12 protein-coding genes are annotated in these 14,718 nt (G+C 50.2%); 4 read left to right on the top strand and 8 right to left on the bottom strand.

Translation table 11 applies throughout. From position 1 onward, the window contains the following. Positions 1 to 114: 114 nt before the first annotated feature. Entirely contained in the window at positions 115 to 801 is a 687-nt protein-coding gene (locus BZG14_RS04600) for a DUF3334 family protein (RefSeq protein ID WP_069362443.1), read from the bottom strand. 128 nt (positions 802 to 929) lie between these two features. Next, entirely contained in the window at positions 930 to 4,073 is a 3,144-nt protein-coding gene (locus BZG14_RS04605; protein WP_198532016.1) for an ATP-binding protein, read from the bottom strand. Positions 4,074 to 4,423: 350 nt separating this feature from the next. Between BZG14_RS04605 and BZG14_RS04610 the strand changes: the two genes are divergently transcribed. From BZG14_RS04610 to nagK, 3 genes are all read left to right on the top strand, one after another. Next, positions 4,424 to 4,768 carry a DUF3802 family protein gene (locus tag BZG14_RS04610; protein WP_069362441.1) on the top strand — a complete coding sequence of 115 codons (345 nt, stop codon included), beginning with the start codon at positions 4,424 to 4,426 and terminating at the stop codon, positions 4,766 to 4,768. A gap of 121 nt (positions 4,769 to 4,889) precedes the next feature. Beyond that, positions 4,890 to 5,639 (top strand): tRNA-uridine aminocarboxypropyltransferase, encoded by a 750-nt coding sequence (locus tag BZG14_RS04615; RefSeq protein WP_077608101.1) that lies wholly within the window; start codon positions 4,890 to 4,892, stop codon positions 5,637 to 5,639. Between the two features lie 107 nt (positions 5,640 to 5,746). Continuing rightward, positions 5,747 to 6,649: an N-acetylglucosamine kinase gene (nagK, locus tag BZG14_RS04620; RefSeq protein ID WP_077608102.1), complete on the top strand. Its 903-nt coding sequence runs from the start codon at positions 5,747 to 5,749 to the stop codon at positions 6,647 to 6,649. A 44-nt stretch (positions 6,650 to 6,693) separates the two neighbouring features. Here the strand turns inward: nagK and BZG14_RS04625 are convergent, their stop codons facing one another. From BZG14_RS04625 to BZG14_RS04640, 4 genes are all read right to left on the bottom strand, one after another. Further along, positions 6,694 to 7,776 (bottom strand): ketoacyl-ACP synthase III, encoded by a 1,083-nt coding sequence (locus BZG14_RS04625; protein ID WP_077608103.1) that lies wholly within the window; start codon positions 7,774 to 7,776, stop codon positions 6,694 to 6,696. Positions 7,777 to 7,899: 123 nt separating this feature from the next. Next, on the bottom strand, positions 7,900 to 9,270 hold the full coding sequence (locus BZG14_RS04630) for an SLC13 family permease (protein WP_077608104.1): 1,371 nt from the start codon (positions 9,268 to 9,270) through the stop codon (positions 7,900 to 7,902). Positions 9,271 to 9,500: 230 nt separating this feature from the next. Further along, entirely contained in the window at positions 9,501 to 10,172 is a 672-nt protein-coding gene (locus BZG14_RS04635) for a SanA/YdcF family protein (protein WP_077608105.1), read from the bottom strand. A gap of 119 nt (positions 10,173 to 10,291) precedes the next feature. Then, positions 10,292 to 11,983, bottom strand: a complete 1,692-nt coding sequence (locus BZG14_RS04640) for an NAD-dependent malic enzyme (RefSeq protein ID WP_077608106.1) — start codon at positions 11,981 to 11,983, stop codon at positions 10,292 to 10,294. A gap of 480 nt (positions 11,984 to 12,463) precedes the next feature. Here BZG14_RS04640 and BZG14_RS04645 point away from each other — a divergent pair, with 480 nt between their 5' ends. Continuing rightward, the gene (locus BZG14_RS04645; protein WP_077458728.1) at positions 12,464 to 13,201 is read left to right on the top strand and encodes a substrate-binding periplasmic protein; all 738 of its coding nucleotides are present in this window, start codon (positions 12,464 to 12,466) and stop codon (positions 13,199 to 13,201) included. 112 nt (positions 13,202 to 13,313) lie between these two features. Here the strand turns inward: BZG14_RS04645 and BZG14_RS04650 are convergent, their stop codons facing one another. Beyond that, positions 13,314 to 13,796, bottom strand: a complete 483-nt coding sequence (locus tag BZG14_RS04650; RefSeq protein ID WP_069362433.1) for a YajQ family cyclic di-GMP-binding protein — start codon at positions 13,794 to 13,796, stop codon at positions 13,314 to 13,316. 52 nt (positions 13,797 to 13,848) lie between these two features. Next, positions 13,849 to 14,718: 3-deoxy-7-phosphoheptulonate synthase (locus BZG14_RS04655; RefSeq protein ID WP_077608107.1), on the bottom strand; the 870-nt coding region annotated here is incomplete at its 5' end.

Consider the following 14,718-nt stretch of genomic DNA (forward strand, 5'->3'; position numbering starts at 1 on the left):
AAAAAGTCAGTGGACGAAAAGAAAACACAAGCCACTCGGATCGTTGCCGAGAGGCTATGATAACTCGCGAGTCACTCGTGTTTCTGTCTTAGCGAAAGTCAAAAGAGGGAGACGTTAAATCCCTAGCTCATCAAGTAAGTCGTTGCTTCCGCTGTCTTTTTTATCGTTTTTGTCGTTAGATTTTTCTTCTAATTGGCGAACCGTCTCGGCTTCCAGAATGGAATCAGGATCAACTTCTTCCCCTTCTTCAAAGTCTTGAAGCTGGATAAATTCGGTACGTTCCATGGCAAGCTCAAGATAGAAGATATTGTTGTGCTCAGTGGTAAAGCTCACGCGGCGCGCCTGTGGCTTGTCGATGTTGCTATCCACTGACACGGTAAGATTTTTGTTAACCGCCATCATCTTCGGTTGGTTTTGGGTGATCGAGGTTTGGATTGAGCGCTTAATCTTGCCGGTGAAATCGCCAATAATCTGGTTCATGAGTTCACCGAGCACATCACCCACTTCATCTGCGGTGTGTAAGCTGGCCAACTCTTCTTCGGGGATCCCCATATGCTGCATGTAATTGCGGTAGATTTCTAACGCCGCGGCGGAGGAAAAGTTGATCACAACAAGCCCAGAGAAGCCACCATCAAACAGTACAAAACAGCCGAGGTCAGGCTTGAGACTGGTTTTGGCAATCTTTTGTACCATCGCGGCATGGTGCACGGGAGAGTCAGTCGCTTTGGTTAATACTGCCGTGGCGGACTGACACAGTTTGAGCAGAATGTCCTCGGAGGTGACTACTTTGGTTTTTCTCATTATTCACTACCGTCATGGTTGATAACACTTACTGTCAGTGTGGCACTGGATTGCGCAATTTGTACACCGATTTTCTGGATATCCGGATAAGGGATCACATTCATCCGTCTGTTATTGCGCCTATTCGATCATTGAGAAGCGCGAGGTAGTACCGCCAGCAACTGATCCAGTGCGGTGTTGATACGAGTGAGTGCCTGAATGAGTCCCTCTGTTTGCTGCTGGTTAGCGGCTTGTTCGGCCTCAAGGCAGGCTTGATGAAGGGCTGTCGCACCAATGCTGCCTGCGGCAGATTTTTGTTTGTGTGCGGCCTCTTTTAATGCTTGCCAGTGTTCAAAAGGGGGTTGTGATTGCGCGAGGGCGCGTAGGCTAGGGACGCTACGTTTAAGGAATACATCAACAATATCTTGATAGGCCTGCTGCTGCCCGCCATATAAGCGCTCAACCACCGTTGGATCAAGTACATGTGGCTCTTCGGCGCTGGCTGTCACAGGGGGTGGCGTCGACCTTGTCGTGGTGTGAGGACGGTTAATCCAATAGGTTAAGCGTTCGTCAAGCGGATCCAGCTCAATGGGCTTGGTAATGTAATCGTCCATGCCTGCCTCAAAACACCGCGCTTGTTCACCACTGAGCGCATTGGCGGTAATGGCGATAATAGGTACCCAACCCGATGCACCTTGGATCTCGCGTAAAGCTGCGGTGAGCGCATAACCATCCTTGTTGGGCATATGGCAGTCGGTGAGGACAAGATCTACCTGATGGTTCTGATATGCCGCGAGTGCCTGGTTACCATCATCCGCCATCACCACCTCATAGCCGAGGTAATGGAGTTGCTGAGTCAGCACCTGTTGGTTAGTGGAGTTGTCTTCTGCCACTAAAATACATCCACGAGTGCGTTCCGGCTCGCATGTTTTGGCGTCTGCCTCGTCGGGAAGAGGAAGCATTGCGTCAGATTCCGCTAACATGCTGATATCAGGGCTCTCAAGCCCGAGGCAGACGCGTAGACCGTGGACCAGACGACGATAGGTTAATGGCGAGGCAAACAGCTCGACAATGCGTTTATCAGAGTGGGTTGCCAGCGATAAGGTATGTTTGAGGGCAATCACATGCTCGACAGCGCGTTCAGTGATTAATGTGCTTGGCTCGGTGTGGGTGGTTATCAATAATCGGTGCTTCGTCGGTTGCTTTTCTGCGTTAGACGGTGCTGAGCCATGGTGATAAGCGATATCCAAGTGCGCCAGATAGCGGCACACTGCGTGATTGAGTGCGTCTTGATGAATATCCACTTTAACTGATAATTGTTGCGCCTGCTCGCGAGTAATCGGTAAATCGTCAGGTTCTGCTAATGGGTTCACCGTATAATCGATACGCACGGTAAACCGTGTGCCGACTCCCTGCTCACTCTCAATGTCAATATCACCGCCGAGGAGATCGATAATATTCTTACAAATGGCTAAGCCAAGCCCAGAGCCACCAAACTCACGGGTGGTCGACGACTCCGCCTGACTGAATGGCTGAAAGATAGTGTCGACTTTATCAGGCGCAATGCCGATGCCGTTATCGGTGATGGTAAACACCAGCAGGGCTTTTTGCGCGTCTTGGTTATCCATCGCGTCAATATTGACAGCGACAAAACCGGGTTGACGATGTTGGCCGCCGGAGAACTTAATCGCATTGCCAACAAGATTAAACAGTATCTGTTTTAATCGGTTGGGATCGCCCACCAGTTGTTCGGGGAGGTCAGGATTAATAAATAGTGACAGTGTCACCTTTTGCTTGTTGGCTTGATGGCTGAGGGTGTCCATCACTTGTTCTACGGTGTCGGACAAAGAAAAGGTGACGCGTTCAAATTGCAGCTTTCCGGCCTCGGTGCGAGAAAAGTCGAGGATGTCGTTAATGATGGAGAGCAAAGAAAGGGCGGATTCACGCACCGTACTCGTCAGGCTATATTGAGATGGCGTTAACGACGAGCGACGAAGCATATCGAGCATCCCAATCACGCCATTCATTGGCGTGCGGATTTCGTGACTCATGGTCGCAAGAAATTGCGCTTTCGCACGTGATGCGCTTTCGGCCCGCTCTTTTTCGGCCATTAACTGTTCGCGTGCTTGGTTACGAGAAATAATATGCGCGCGGAATATGACTAATCCATTAGCGATTTTGCCGACTTCATCCGTCCGATCTTGAAAATTGCGGGCCGGGGGCGTCATGTCGCCAGCCACAAGGCGCTGCATGGAGTCGGCGAGTTTGGCAATCGGCTGAGTGAATGTGCGGTGAATATAAAAGTACATCGCGCCACTGACGAACAAGATAAAAATCAGTAAATAGCCAAGGTTGAGTTGATTTGAGTGGAGTATTGCACGTAAATCAACCATAGACCGGGTTACCACTTTTCCTGTCTCTTGTGCGAACGTAGAGAGCGCATCCTCWAGCGCCTGGTATTCTTGGTCACTCAAGGTTCGCACTGCGGTAATGGCGGCGACTTTGGCACTGGGTTGATAGTTGTTAAAAATAGCGATACCACTGCGCTTTAAACTGGTGAAATGGTGGCGGATGCTCGACAGTTTGTTGAGTGAGGCAGGGTGATTGATCTCGAACTGCGTCAAGGAAAGATAGCGCTCAAAGGTTGCCATATCCTCCATAAAGCGCTGTCGGCTACTTTTTCGCCCATCTAAATACTGATTAAGCTCAGTCAGCATATCGCCATTTTCATCCACCAGTTCATCAAGGTATTGCAACACGGCAAGGTTATCAGGCTGTGTCAACGCTTGTGAGGCTTTTAATTCGGCAATCAAGTTATCGATAGGGCGAACCACATCAATGGATAGCCGCATCACCTGTTTACGCGCCCATTGCTCAGCGACGGGATCAAACTCTGTTAAGACTTTTTGATGAGCGATACGCTGGAAGCGCTCATAAAGCTGGCTGATCAAGGAAAGCCKCTGCTCTGCGTCGGGTTTTACTTCACGAAGGCGCGCCAGTAATTGCTCAAAATCTTGCTGACTTTCTAAAAAAACGGCGAGCGATTCATGACGGCCCATGACATATTTGAGCATGCTGGCATTCATATCACTGGCGGCCCGTTGCATGCGCATGGTGATGATCGCGCTCGGGRTTTCTTGATGAGTGGCGCGGCCGACATCGCGGTTAACCCGATCTTGCATGATGTAGCTCGAGACTGACAGGCCCAACACCATCAAGGTGATGAACGTCATAATCAACCCAATCTTACTGACGATACTCTTACCAAATGGGCGAGGGCGATTTACCTTCATGACGATTCCTACATCCTTGTCAACGATTGATTTGGGCGTGATCCGTGTTAAATTGCGCGTTGTGTTGTTTGCTTTCATCACGGTGAAGCCAGACTATACTGCAAAGAGACTGGCGTCAGTCGTTTGTATGATTTGGCCTTGCCGCTCTGCTCTCTCCTTGCTCGAGCCAGAATGAAAGGGAGGGGCGGTGAGAGCAGCCATCGTGTCATAGTACGATGGTTAGTTTATAGTATACAGTACGCTAAGCACTGCGAAGCGTGACTCGCTTTCTAATTTCGCCTTCAAGAGGCGCAAATAGCCGACGGGCACGATACAATAAAGATAGTTGAACAGTCTAAGGACAAGTAATCATGGTAGTAGATTCAGACGGGTATCAAGCACTGATCGAACATTTTGCGTTTAATCTCTCTGTGTTTGAAAAACCGGGTGAAGCCATTGGCGATGATACCGTTGCGGATATTGTGCACGATCTAGTCGCCTCTAACATTATGACCATTTGCGAGCAAAATCCTGGGCTTTCGTCTGCATTGCGCTTCACCATATTGCGAGAAGCAGATCGTGTAGTGGAAGATATGGAAGAAGTGCTGGCGGGTCGCTGGGAGCAACCAGTCACCGCCGAGCAGGTTGGCTTTCTCGAAGAGTACGTTGCCCTGGTGAAAAACTTGTTCGATGGTGCCATGGTCGAGTTACGCTAGTGACCCCCTGACGGTAACCGTCTAATGCCTGTATACCCGTGTACAATTGTGAGCGATCGAGACTGACAGCCAAGCTCAGGTCGGTATACTAGACGGCCCATTGACAACCTTAGATTTTACCATGTCCCCATCCGCTCCGCGTCACGCTATTCATCAGCTTTACTCCGCCCKTTTGGCACGTGCAACGCGTCCCTATCGCGCGCGTGGCGCTGGTGTAGACCGCTGTTCAGCATGTATGTTAGTTCGTCATTTCTGTGTGTGTGATTACCGTGCCGCCCGCCAGACCCATGCTGCGTTCATGTTACTGATGTACGACGACGAGGTACTAAAACCGAGTAACACAGGACGTTTGATTGCTGACTGCGTGGCGGATACCTACGCCTTTATCTGGTCTCGCACGCACCCTGATCCTGACATGCTGGCGTTGTTATCCCGCTCAGCTTTTCAACCGTATGTGGTCTTTCCTGCTCAGTACACGACCCCGACGCGCATGACCTCACCGGCACGTCTCCATGACAACGCGAAGCGGCCGCTATTTATCATCATTGACGGTACCTGGCGGGAGGCGAAAAAAATCTTTCGCAAAAGCCCTTGGCTTGATCACTTTCCGGTTTTAAGTATTGAGCCTCAGGCATTATCTCGTTATCGCGTGCGCGATGCTCACGGTGAAAATCAACTGGCAACAGCAGAAGTGGCTGCAGAAGTGCTTGCCGTGAATCAAGAGCGCAAGGCGGCAGAGTACTTAAACCAATGGTTCGATGTCTTTCGTGAGCGATACTTAGCAGGCAAACGACAACAACACCTTGCAGACGACAATGCGCTGACGCGCTTGCTTGATGACCAAACGCTGGCGAAAAATGCCGACACCTGAGTGAAAAGTCTGGTTGGAAAACAACGAAACTTGGGGCAAATCACGGACTTTTGCCTTGTTTTGCTGAATAATCTGGTTAAATAACGACAATTTAAGGTGGCTCAGCCATGTATTACGGCTTTGATGTGGGCGGCACGAAAATTGAATTTGGTGCCTTCGACAAACAACTCAATCGTGTCGCGACCGAGCGTCACCCAACCCCAACGCAAGATTACCCTGCCTTAATCGACACATTAGTGCGGTTGGTGGAAAAGTATGATGCGGAGCTAGGGCAAAAAGGAACCATTGGTATTGGGATCCCTGGCTCTCAAGCAGAAGATGGCACGGTGCTGACGGTCAATGTTCCCGCGGCAAATGGACAGTCTTTGCGAGATGATTTACAAGCACGTGTGGGGCGAGAAGTGCGGATTAGCAATGACGCCAATTGTTTTGCGTTGTCGGAAGCATGGGATGTGCAAGCGCAATCGRCGAAAACCGTTCTAGGGTTAATTTTGGGCACCGGCTTCGGTGGTGGATTAGTGATCAATGGCAAGGTCATTAATGGTAAAAACCAAATGGCAGGCGAAGTCGGGCACATGCGTATGCCGATTGATGCCTGGTTACGGTTGGGTGATAACCCGCCGATGTTTGATTGTGGCTGTGGCAATAAAGGCTGCCTGGACAATTATTTATCTGGGCGTGGGTTTGAACAGCTTTATGCTCACTTTTATCAGCCGTTGTCAGCGATCGAAATCATCGAACAGTATCGCCAAGGTGAGCCGGATGCGGTGGCATTTGTTGACTGCTTTTTTGATGTATTAGCCATGGCACTGGGAGGCTTGTTAACCGCGTTTGATCCAGACATGGTTGTGCTTGGTGGCGGTCTCTCTAACTTTGATGAGCTGTATCAAGCGATGCCTGAACGCTTACCGGCATACCTTCTGTCTGCGGCTAACGCCCCTGATATTGTGAAAGCGCAGCACGGTGATGCGGGAGGGGTGCGTGGCGCTGCCTTCTTACATTTAACCTGATGCCAATAACAAAGCCGACGCGAGTCGGCTTTGTGTGAGCGATTTTATTCTGGTTTTTTATGCTGACAATGGCGGATGGCGTTGTCGAGTAACTCAAGTGCCGTTTTGTCCGTTGGCGGTAACGCCGCATCAGACTCGGCGATCGGTGTTGTACGCTCGCCCCAACGGATTAATCCTGCGCCCCATGTCAGGCCAGCGCCAAATGCCGCGGTGAGCAGCTGGCTATGTGGCTTAACGGCCCCTTGCTCAACCGCTTCGCACAAGGCGATAGGGATGGTGGCTGCTGAGGTATTACCATAGCGCTGGATATTGATAAACGCCTTGTCTAACTCGATGCCAGCGTGCTCACATAAGGTTTCGATAATCCGTTTGTTGGCTTGATGCGGCACGACCAGATCAATACCGTCAGCATTGAGCYGATTCCGTGTTAATACCTGATTTGCCGCTGATCCCATGCCTTTGACCGCACGTTTAAAAATATCACGGCCGATAAAATCAAACGCAAAATAGCCATTAGCCGGGTCGAAGCGATCCATTGCCGTCCCAAAGGCAGGGATCGCGAGTACATCACGGCCTGCTGGATCACAACCAAGTTGCGCGTCAAGTAACCCCACTTCCTGCTCGCTTTTGCTTACCACGACGGCGCCGGAACCATCACCAAATAGCACGGCGGTATCGCGTTTGCTCCAATCCAAATACCAGGTTAAATGCTCTGCGCCGATAATGAGTGCATGCTGATAATGGCCAGCTTGGAGCATCTTGGTTGCGGTCTCTAACCCGTATAAAAAACCGGTACAAGCGGCATTCATATCAAATGCCGCGGCACGAAGTGCCCCCAAGTTGCCTTGCACTTTGGAGGCAATATTAGGGATCAGGGTATCTGGTGAGCAGGTCGCTACAATCAACAGATCGAGCTGGCTTGCTTCAATCCCTGCTGCCGCTAACGCGCGTTGGGCGGCAACAGTGGCGAGCTCAGAGGTTTCGACATGACTCACTCGGCGTGCTTCAATGCCTGTGCGTGAGCGAATCCATTCATCATTAGTCTCTAAAATTGTGCTGAGATCGTCATTGCTCAACACCGCGGGCGGAAGACACTTCCCCCAGCCTGTAATTTCTGCAAATGCCATAGTTAGTTACGGGTTGTTTAGCGTGGCGCTAGTGTAAACCTGAAACTCGGATGAAACAATTTTGATGGTCGATAAGGCGTGAAAAACACTACCTGGCGCAAACACCAGGTAGTGGGAGAGTGATTACCAGAATAGGCGAGTGAAAATCGCCAAGACCGCAATACAAACAATGTTGAGATATAAGCCAACACGCATCATATCACGTTGCTCTATATGCCCTGAGCCAAACACAATGGCGTTTGGTGGCGTAGCAACGGGCAGCATAAAGGCACACGACGCGGCAATCGCGATCAGCGCAGAAAGTGCGACTGGCGACACGCCCAATGCTTCGGCGATGGTGGCAAAAACCGGTACCAATAATGCGGCGCTGGCGGTATTGCTCGCAAACTCAGTCAAGAAGATCACGAATGCCACCACGCCTAGCATGGTGAAAAATAGCCCAGATCCTGTCAGTGCATTGCTCAGGTGGTTGGCGAGAAACAAACTCGTACCGGTTGCTTTGAGCACATTGCTCAAGCAAATTCCGCCGCCGAAGAGTAACAGCACGCCCCAGTCAGCGGTTTTTTCGACTTCTTTCCATTTTACAACCCGCGTCGCCCCCAGCAAGACAATCGCAGATAACGCCACAATGGTGTCAAATTTGCTCAGGCCACCGAGCATGGCATTCAATGGTTTACTGAAAATCCAAGCGCTGACGGTCAGTGCGAAAATCACAAGCGTGATCACGCGAGGTGTGCTCCAGGTGAAGTCACGCTGATCCGCTTCAAAACGGTGGTTAAGGTTCGGCTTGGTCAGTGCATACAAGACGATAACCGCGACGGGGAGCAATATCAGAGTGACAGGCAGGCCTAGCTTCATCCAGTCAGCAAAACTAAGTCCAGCTTCGGCGGCGGCTATTGCGTTTGGTGGGCTGCCAACAATGGTTGCTATGCCGCCGATGCTCGCGCAATAGGCAATACCTAAGAGCACAAACACATAAGTGCCATGATCCTTTTGGTTGTTCACCTTGTGTAAAATACCTAACACCAGTGGCAACATCATGGCGGTGGTCGCGGTGTTACTGATCCACATGGATAGAGCGGCTGTGACCCCAAACAKCGTCATCACGGCCACCGACATCTTTCCCTGTGCAATCGTGAGCACTTTATTGGCGATGGCTTGATCGAGGCCTTGGGCTTGCAGCGCGGCTGCCAAGGCAAAGCCACCGAGAAAGAGAAAAATGATGGGATTAGCAAAATTTGACATCGCCGCGGGTGTTTCAAACACGCCAAGCGCGACGGCCATAATGGGCACCAGGATCGCGGTGATGCTGACATGAATCGCTTCAGTCAGCCATAGCACGGCAATGAATATCAGTAGGCTCAGGCCGGTTGTGACATCTGTTTCAAACGGCAGAGTGTTATACAAGATGAAAAACAGGGCAATGTCAGCAAACAAGATCCACGCTTTTCTATCCAGCCCCGGCGCACGGGAGGAAAGGGTTTGCACATCCATAGGGCGTCCTTTTCTTAAACGTTATTGAGTGTTTTTATAATGTTTTACTTTGAGTTTTTAGGTGCTTGATAGGGACAGGGTTGCTGCCATTTGGGTGGCAGCTGGCCGTCAAGCGACGGCTAATATACGCCTAAATAGTCAGTGTGTTAATCGATTGCAGGCAGGTTTTTAAACAAATGATTAAAGTAATGTGAAAATTGTGATTGGGTCGGCACTGGTCGATACTGGGGTTAGTCCTTCGACGTTGAGACGCCACTGATTGGCTCTTTGGGGCCGGTAAACTTGGGTTTGACGTTGAGAATAAAGCTATCAAGTACCGCTTTGGTTCTCGCTAATACTTCCCTAGCGCGAATTTTGACCCCTGCCCAGCCTTGCGGACTCGGTACGGCGTAACAAATAGCATCAATATTGTTTACATCGGCGAGAAATAACGCACGCTCGCAATGAAACTGTTGGCTGATCACGGTGTAGCGCGCCAAACTGAAAACGGTTTTCGCACGGACAACAGAGTCCAGCGTTCGAAAGCCAGCATAGTCTAGGTGAATTGTCTCTTCTGGGATCCCTGCTTGACGTAAATCTCGCTTCATCGTCCAAGGCTCATTATACGAGCGGTGCGCGTTGTCGCCACTGAGCAAAAGGTGCTGAATCTTACCTGCATGGTATAACGACTCCGCCGCTTCAATCCGGTAGGTGTAATAAGGATTGGGGGTTTTACCAATGTACTTGCTGGTTCCCAGAACCAAGCCGACTTGCCGAGCGGGTAGCGTCTCAGCGTGTTGATAGATCCGGCCTTTGGCGTTAACTGTGATCGCGATATCACTGGCAGCCATCACGATAGCGGTGACCACAGTAAACCCAATCAATGTGAAAATCGCCTGACGAAAAAGGCGCTGGAAAGCCATGGTGCGTTTTATTACCTTTGCGAGCATTAAGCCGCACTCGGGGTTACGTGTGCGGGCAAGTAGGTGGAATAATAGCAAAAAAAGCGCCTGGATAGACGCTTTTTTCTGTTAGGTTCGCGTTAAAAAGAGGTCCGTTTATAAGCACGATATTGCGGTGACCAAAAGCTCTCTTCAATACGCTTTTTAAGCGCCTCGTCAGACAGTTCTGATGCCACCCCCTCAGTGATCGCTTCTTTTGCTACCGCAAACGCGATGCGTTTTGATACCTGAGTGATATCTTCTAACGATGGTAGTAGGGCGCCTGTGCCACGCTTCGCTAACGGCGAGCACTCAGCTAAAGCACGTGACGAGGCCATCAGCATGCCATCTGTCACCCGGGAGGCGGCGACGGCCAACACGCCCAGCCCGATGCCTGGGAAAATGTAGCTGTTATTACATTGTGCAATAGGAAAGGTCTTGCCATTGTCTAAACGGACTGGCTCGAACGGGCTGCCGGTGGCAACCAGTGCTTGACCCTCTGTCCAGCGCAGAATATCAAAGGGCGTCGCCTCGACACGGCTGGTCGGATTAGAGAGAGGGAAAACAATAGGACGTGGGCAATTGGCATGCATTTCTTTCACCACGTCYTCGGTAAATAATCCAGGTGCGCCAGAGACACCGACCAACACGGTCGGTTTCGCATTACGCACGACATCGAGCAATGAAATGTTACTGTCTTCTAACTGCCAGTGGCTGAGCGCCTCGCTCTTTTGCACCAGTCGTTGCTGAAAGTCGAGTAAGTTAGGCATGGCATCGATTAACAGTCCCCAGCGATCGACCATGTAGACACGTGCGCGGGCTTCTTGGTCGGAAATCCCTTCAGAGACCATTTGCGCGATGATCGCTTCGGCAATACCACAGCCCGCTGATCCCGCGCCCAAAAATGTGATGCGTTGTTCGGAGAGCTTGGTGCCTGCCGCCTTACACGCCGCAATCAAGGAGCCAACCGTTACCGCGGCGGTGCCTTGAATATCGTCATTAAAGCAGCAGACGCGATCCTTATAGCGCTCCAGGATCGGCATAGCATTTTTTTGCGCAAAGTCCTCAAATTGAATCAAGGCATCTGGCCAGCGACGCTGCACCGCTTGGATAAACTCTTCAATAAAGGCATCGTATTCTTGTCCACTGATACGGGTGTGACGCCAGCCCATGTACATGGGATCGGAAAGACGTTGTGGGTTGTTGGTACCGACATCCAGCACGATCGGGAGTGTGTAGGCTGGACTAATCCCGCCACAAGCCGTGTAAAGCGATAACTTACCAATCGGGATGCCCATGCCGCCAATGCCTTGATCGCCCAGGCCAAGAATACGCTCCCCATCGGTGACCACAATCACTTTGACGTTGTGACGTGATGCGTTGTTAAGCACATCATCAATGCGATCACGGTTAGGGTAGGAAATGAAAAGCCCGCGGCCTCGACGATAGATATTGGAGAAGTTCTCACAGGCTGCCCCTACTGTCGGGGTATAGATGATAGGCATCATCTCGGTGATGTGATTGGAAACCAACCGGTAAAAAAGCGTTTCGTTGGTATCTTGGATGTTGCGTAGATAAATATGCTTGTCGATATCGTTCTCGAAACGTTGATATTGCTGATAAGCGCGCTCCGTCTGTTCTTCGATTGTTTCGATGGCGTCAGGCAATAAGCCTTCGAGGTTGAAAAACTTACGCTCTTCGACGCTGAATGCGCTGCCTTTATTCAACAATGGTGTTTCTAGCAAGGCCGGTCCCGCATAGGGAATATAGAGAGGACGTTTTTGGTTATTCATGAATGATCAGACTCGATATTGTCTTTTAATTAGGTCGATGATGAGTATTGGGCGTTATCTGGTGCCTTCGTGGCAAAAATGATCCCTTGCGAAACGCTTTAACGGCGTTGGTCTGCGATAACCCATAACTACGCTGTAATTGGGGACAAAGTTTAGGCATGAATGGTGACCTAATTCAACTTTTTTACTTGATTGTGCGGGTTTGGCAGAGGCATATGAGGGCACGTTTAAATTCGTAATCAGCGCTGAAGGGCTCTTTTTTGTCTTTTTATTCAAACGTTTGTGTATAGAAAAAACGGAAGTTAGATCACAACCTCTAGCAAAACTGCGCACGGGATATGGAAGCTGACTACACTAAAAGTAGTAAGTGAATCGCGATAAGGTCATGCCTTGTTCGGTGCCACTTACCCTATTTGGTACGAGCGAATAATAATAATGTTGGCTAGGCATGTTTAATGGAAGGTTAAAAGAGGTAGTCCAATGAAGTCACTCATTGCCGCCAGCTTGCTGGTTTTTTCAACCACCACAGTCGCTGCAAACTTAGGCGAACTGGATTACATCACTGAGGTGTATCCGCCGTTCAACTATGAAGAGCGCGGTGAATTAAAGGGGATTGCGGTTGATTTTCTCGAAGCTGCGACAGAAGCAGCGGGCGATCCGGTGAGCCGAGATCAAGTGAAAATTCAGCCATGGGCCCGTGGTTATGCCACAGCACTGTCTGAGCCCAATACGGTACTGTTTTCAACCACGCGGACGGATGAACGGGAAGATAAATTTAAATGGGTTGGGCCGATTACAGACACTAAAATTGTGGTCTGGGCGCCTAAAAGTAAAGGGATCACTATCGACAATGCGAGTGACTTTGCCAATTATAAAGTAGGCGTTGTACGCGATGACGTCGGCGAGCACTTGTTACGCTCAATGGGGGTCGATGAAGACGCGCTGCGCTTGTCGCCAAAAGCGGATTTACTCGCTAAACAATTGGCGGCGGGCCGTGTCGATATGTGGGCTTACGAGGAAAACGTCAGTGCCTTTATTATGAGCCAAAACAATATTGATACCAGCCAGTTTGAAGTGGTTCATGTCTTGGATGAGTCTCAGCTCTACTATAGCTTTAGTAACAACACGCCAGACAGCTATATTGAAAAGCTACAAGCGGGCATTGACCAAGCGACCGCAGATGGCACGCTTGAGGCCATCAAAAGCAAGTACAAGTAACGCAGTGCGAGTGTTGTCACGAAAAAGCGCTTAGCGACACACGTACCGCCGGATAAAACGGGCCTAAGTCTAATAGGCCCGTTTTTTATTGTATCGATAAAAGGGCTTTGGGTTAGTCGCGAAAGTTTTCAAATTGGAAAGGCTGCTCAAAGTCACTTTCCTTGATTAATTGAATCACGGCCTGTAGATCATCACGCTTTTTGCCGGTGACACGGACTTGCTCGCCTTGAATCTGGGTTTGCACTTTCATCTTGGCATCTTTAATCGCTTTGGTGATCTTCTTGGCGACAGGCGTTTCAATACCGTTTTTAAACTTCACTTGTTGATAAAAGGTTTTGCCAGAGTGGACCATGTCTTGGGTTTCCATTGCGCGTGCGTCAACGCCACGCTTGGCGAGGTTACTGCGTAACATGTCCATCATTTGGTTGACCTGAAAATCTGCTTCAGCCGTTACTTTCACGGTTTCTTTATCAAGTTCGAAGCTGGCCTCGACACCCCGAAAGTCGAAGCGAGTTGCAAGCTCTCGGTTGGCATTATCCACTGCGTTTTTTAGCTCAACGTTGTCAATTTCAGAGACAATATCAAATGAAGGCATAGTCTTTTCCTAATTGGGGCATGAGTCAGTCACGCCGATAAATCGTCAGTCATTATGAGTTGTTGCGCGCCGCGACGGCATCAGCCAGTTGTGCAAGCAAGCGCTCGGTATCGGCCCAACCCAGACAGGGGTCAGTGATCGACTGGCCATAAACACGTGATTGGACGTTACCCATGGCTTGATTACCTTCTTGTAAGAAGCTCTCAGCCATGATGCCAGCAATCGCTTGTTCGCCATGACGGATCTGTTCAGCCACATCGGCACACACATCCAGTTGGCGGCGATGCTGTTTTTGGCAGTTACCGTGGCTGAAGTCTATCACAAGCTTGCGAGGCAATTTGAAATCGCTCAGCGTTTGCGCAGCGGCTTTCACATCGTCGGCGCCATAGTTCGGTTGATGACCGCCTCGCAAAATGACATGCCCATCTGGGTTGCCTGCGGTGCGATAAATGGTCATGCTGCCATTTTTATCGGGCGAGCAGAAAAGGTGTGACTCTCTGCTTGCGCGAATGGCATCGACCGCAATACGGATGTTACCGTCAGTGCCATTTTTAAATCCTACCGGGCTCGATAGCGCAGAGGCCATCTCGCGATGGATTTGTGACTCCGTGGTACGGGCACCAATCGCGCCCCAGCTGATCAAGTCGGCAATGTACTGACCCGTGATCATGTCTAGGAATTCAGTGGCGGTCGGGAGACCCATTTTGTTGATATCTAACAGTAGCTCTCGTGCGGTGAATAGCCCTGCACGTATGTCTCCGCTACCGTCAAGGTGCGGGTCATTGATGAGACCTTTCCAACCAACCACAGTACGTGGTTTCTCAAAATAGGTGCGCATCACCACCAATAATTGATCGGTGTATTTGTCCGCCAGGGTTTTAAGTTTTTCCGCATAATCACGGGCCGCATCGGGATCATGGAC

It is taken from the genome of Salinivibrio sp. IB282 (assembly GCF_001995685.1).
Lineage (GTDB): Bacteria > Pseudomonadota > Gammaproteobacteria > Enterobacterales > Vibrionaceae > Salinivibrio > Salinivibrio kushneri.

Excerpts from the sequence above, each read along its gene's own strand:
- BZG14_RS04600 (WP_069362443.1), bottom strand. The coding sequence starts at position 801 with ATGAGAAAAACCAAAGTAGTCACCTCCGAGGACATTCTGCTCAAACTG.
- BZG14_RS04610 (WP_069362441.1), top strand. The coding sequence starts at position 4,424 with ATGGTAGTAGATTCAGACGGGTATCAAGCACTGATCGAACATTTTGCG.
- BZG14_RS04635 (WP_077608105.1), bottom strand. The coding sequence starts at position 10,172 with ATGGCTTTCCAGCGCCTTTTTCGTCAGGCGATTTTCACATTGATTGGG.
- BZG14_RS04645 (WP_077458728.1), top strand. The coding sequence starts at position 12,464 with ATGAAGTCACTCATTGCCGCCAGCTTGCTGGTTTTTTCAACCACCACA.
- BZG14_RS04650 (WP_069362433.1), bottom strand. The coding sequence starts at position 13,796 with ATGCCTTCATTTGATATTGTCTCTGAAATTGACAACGTTGAGCTAAAA.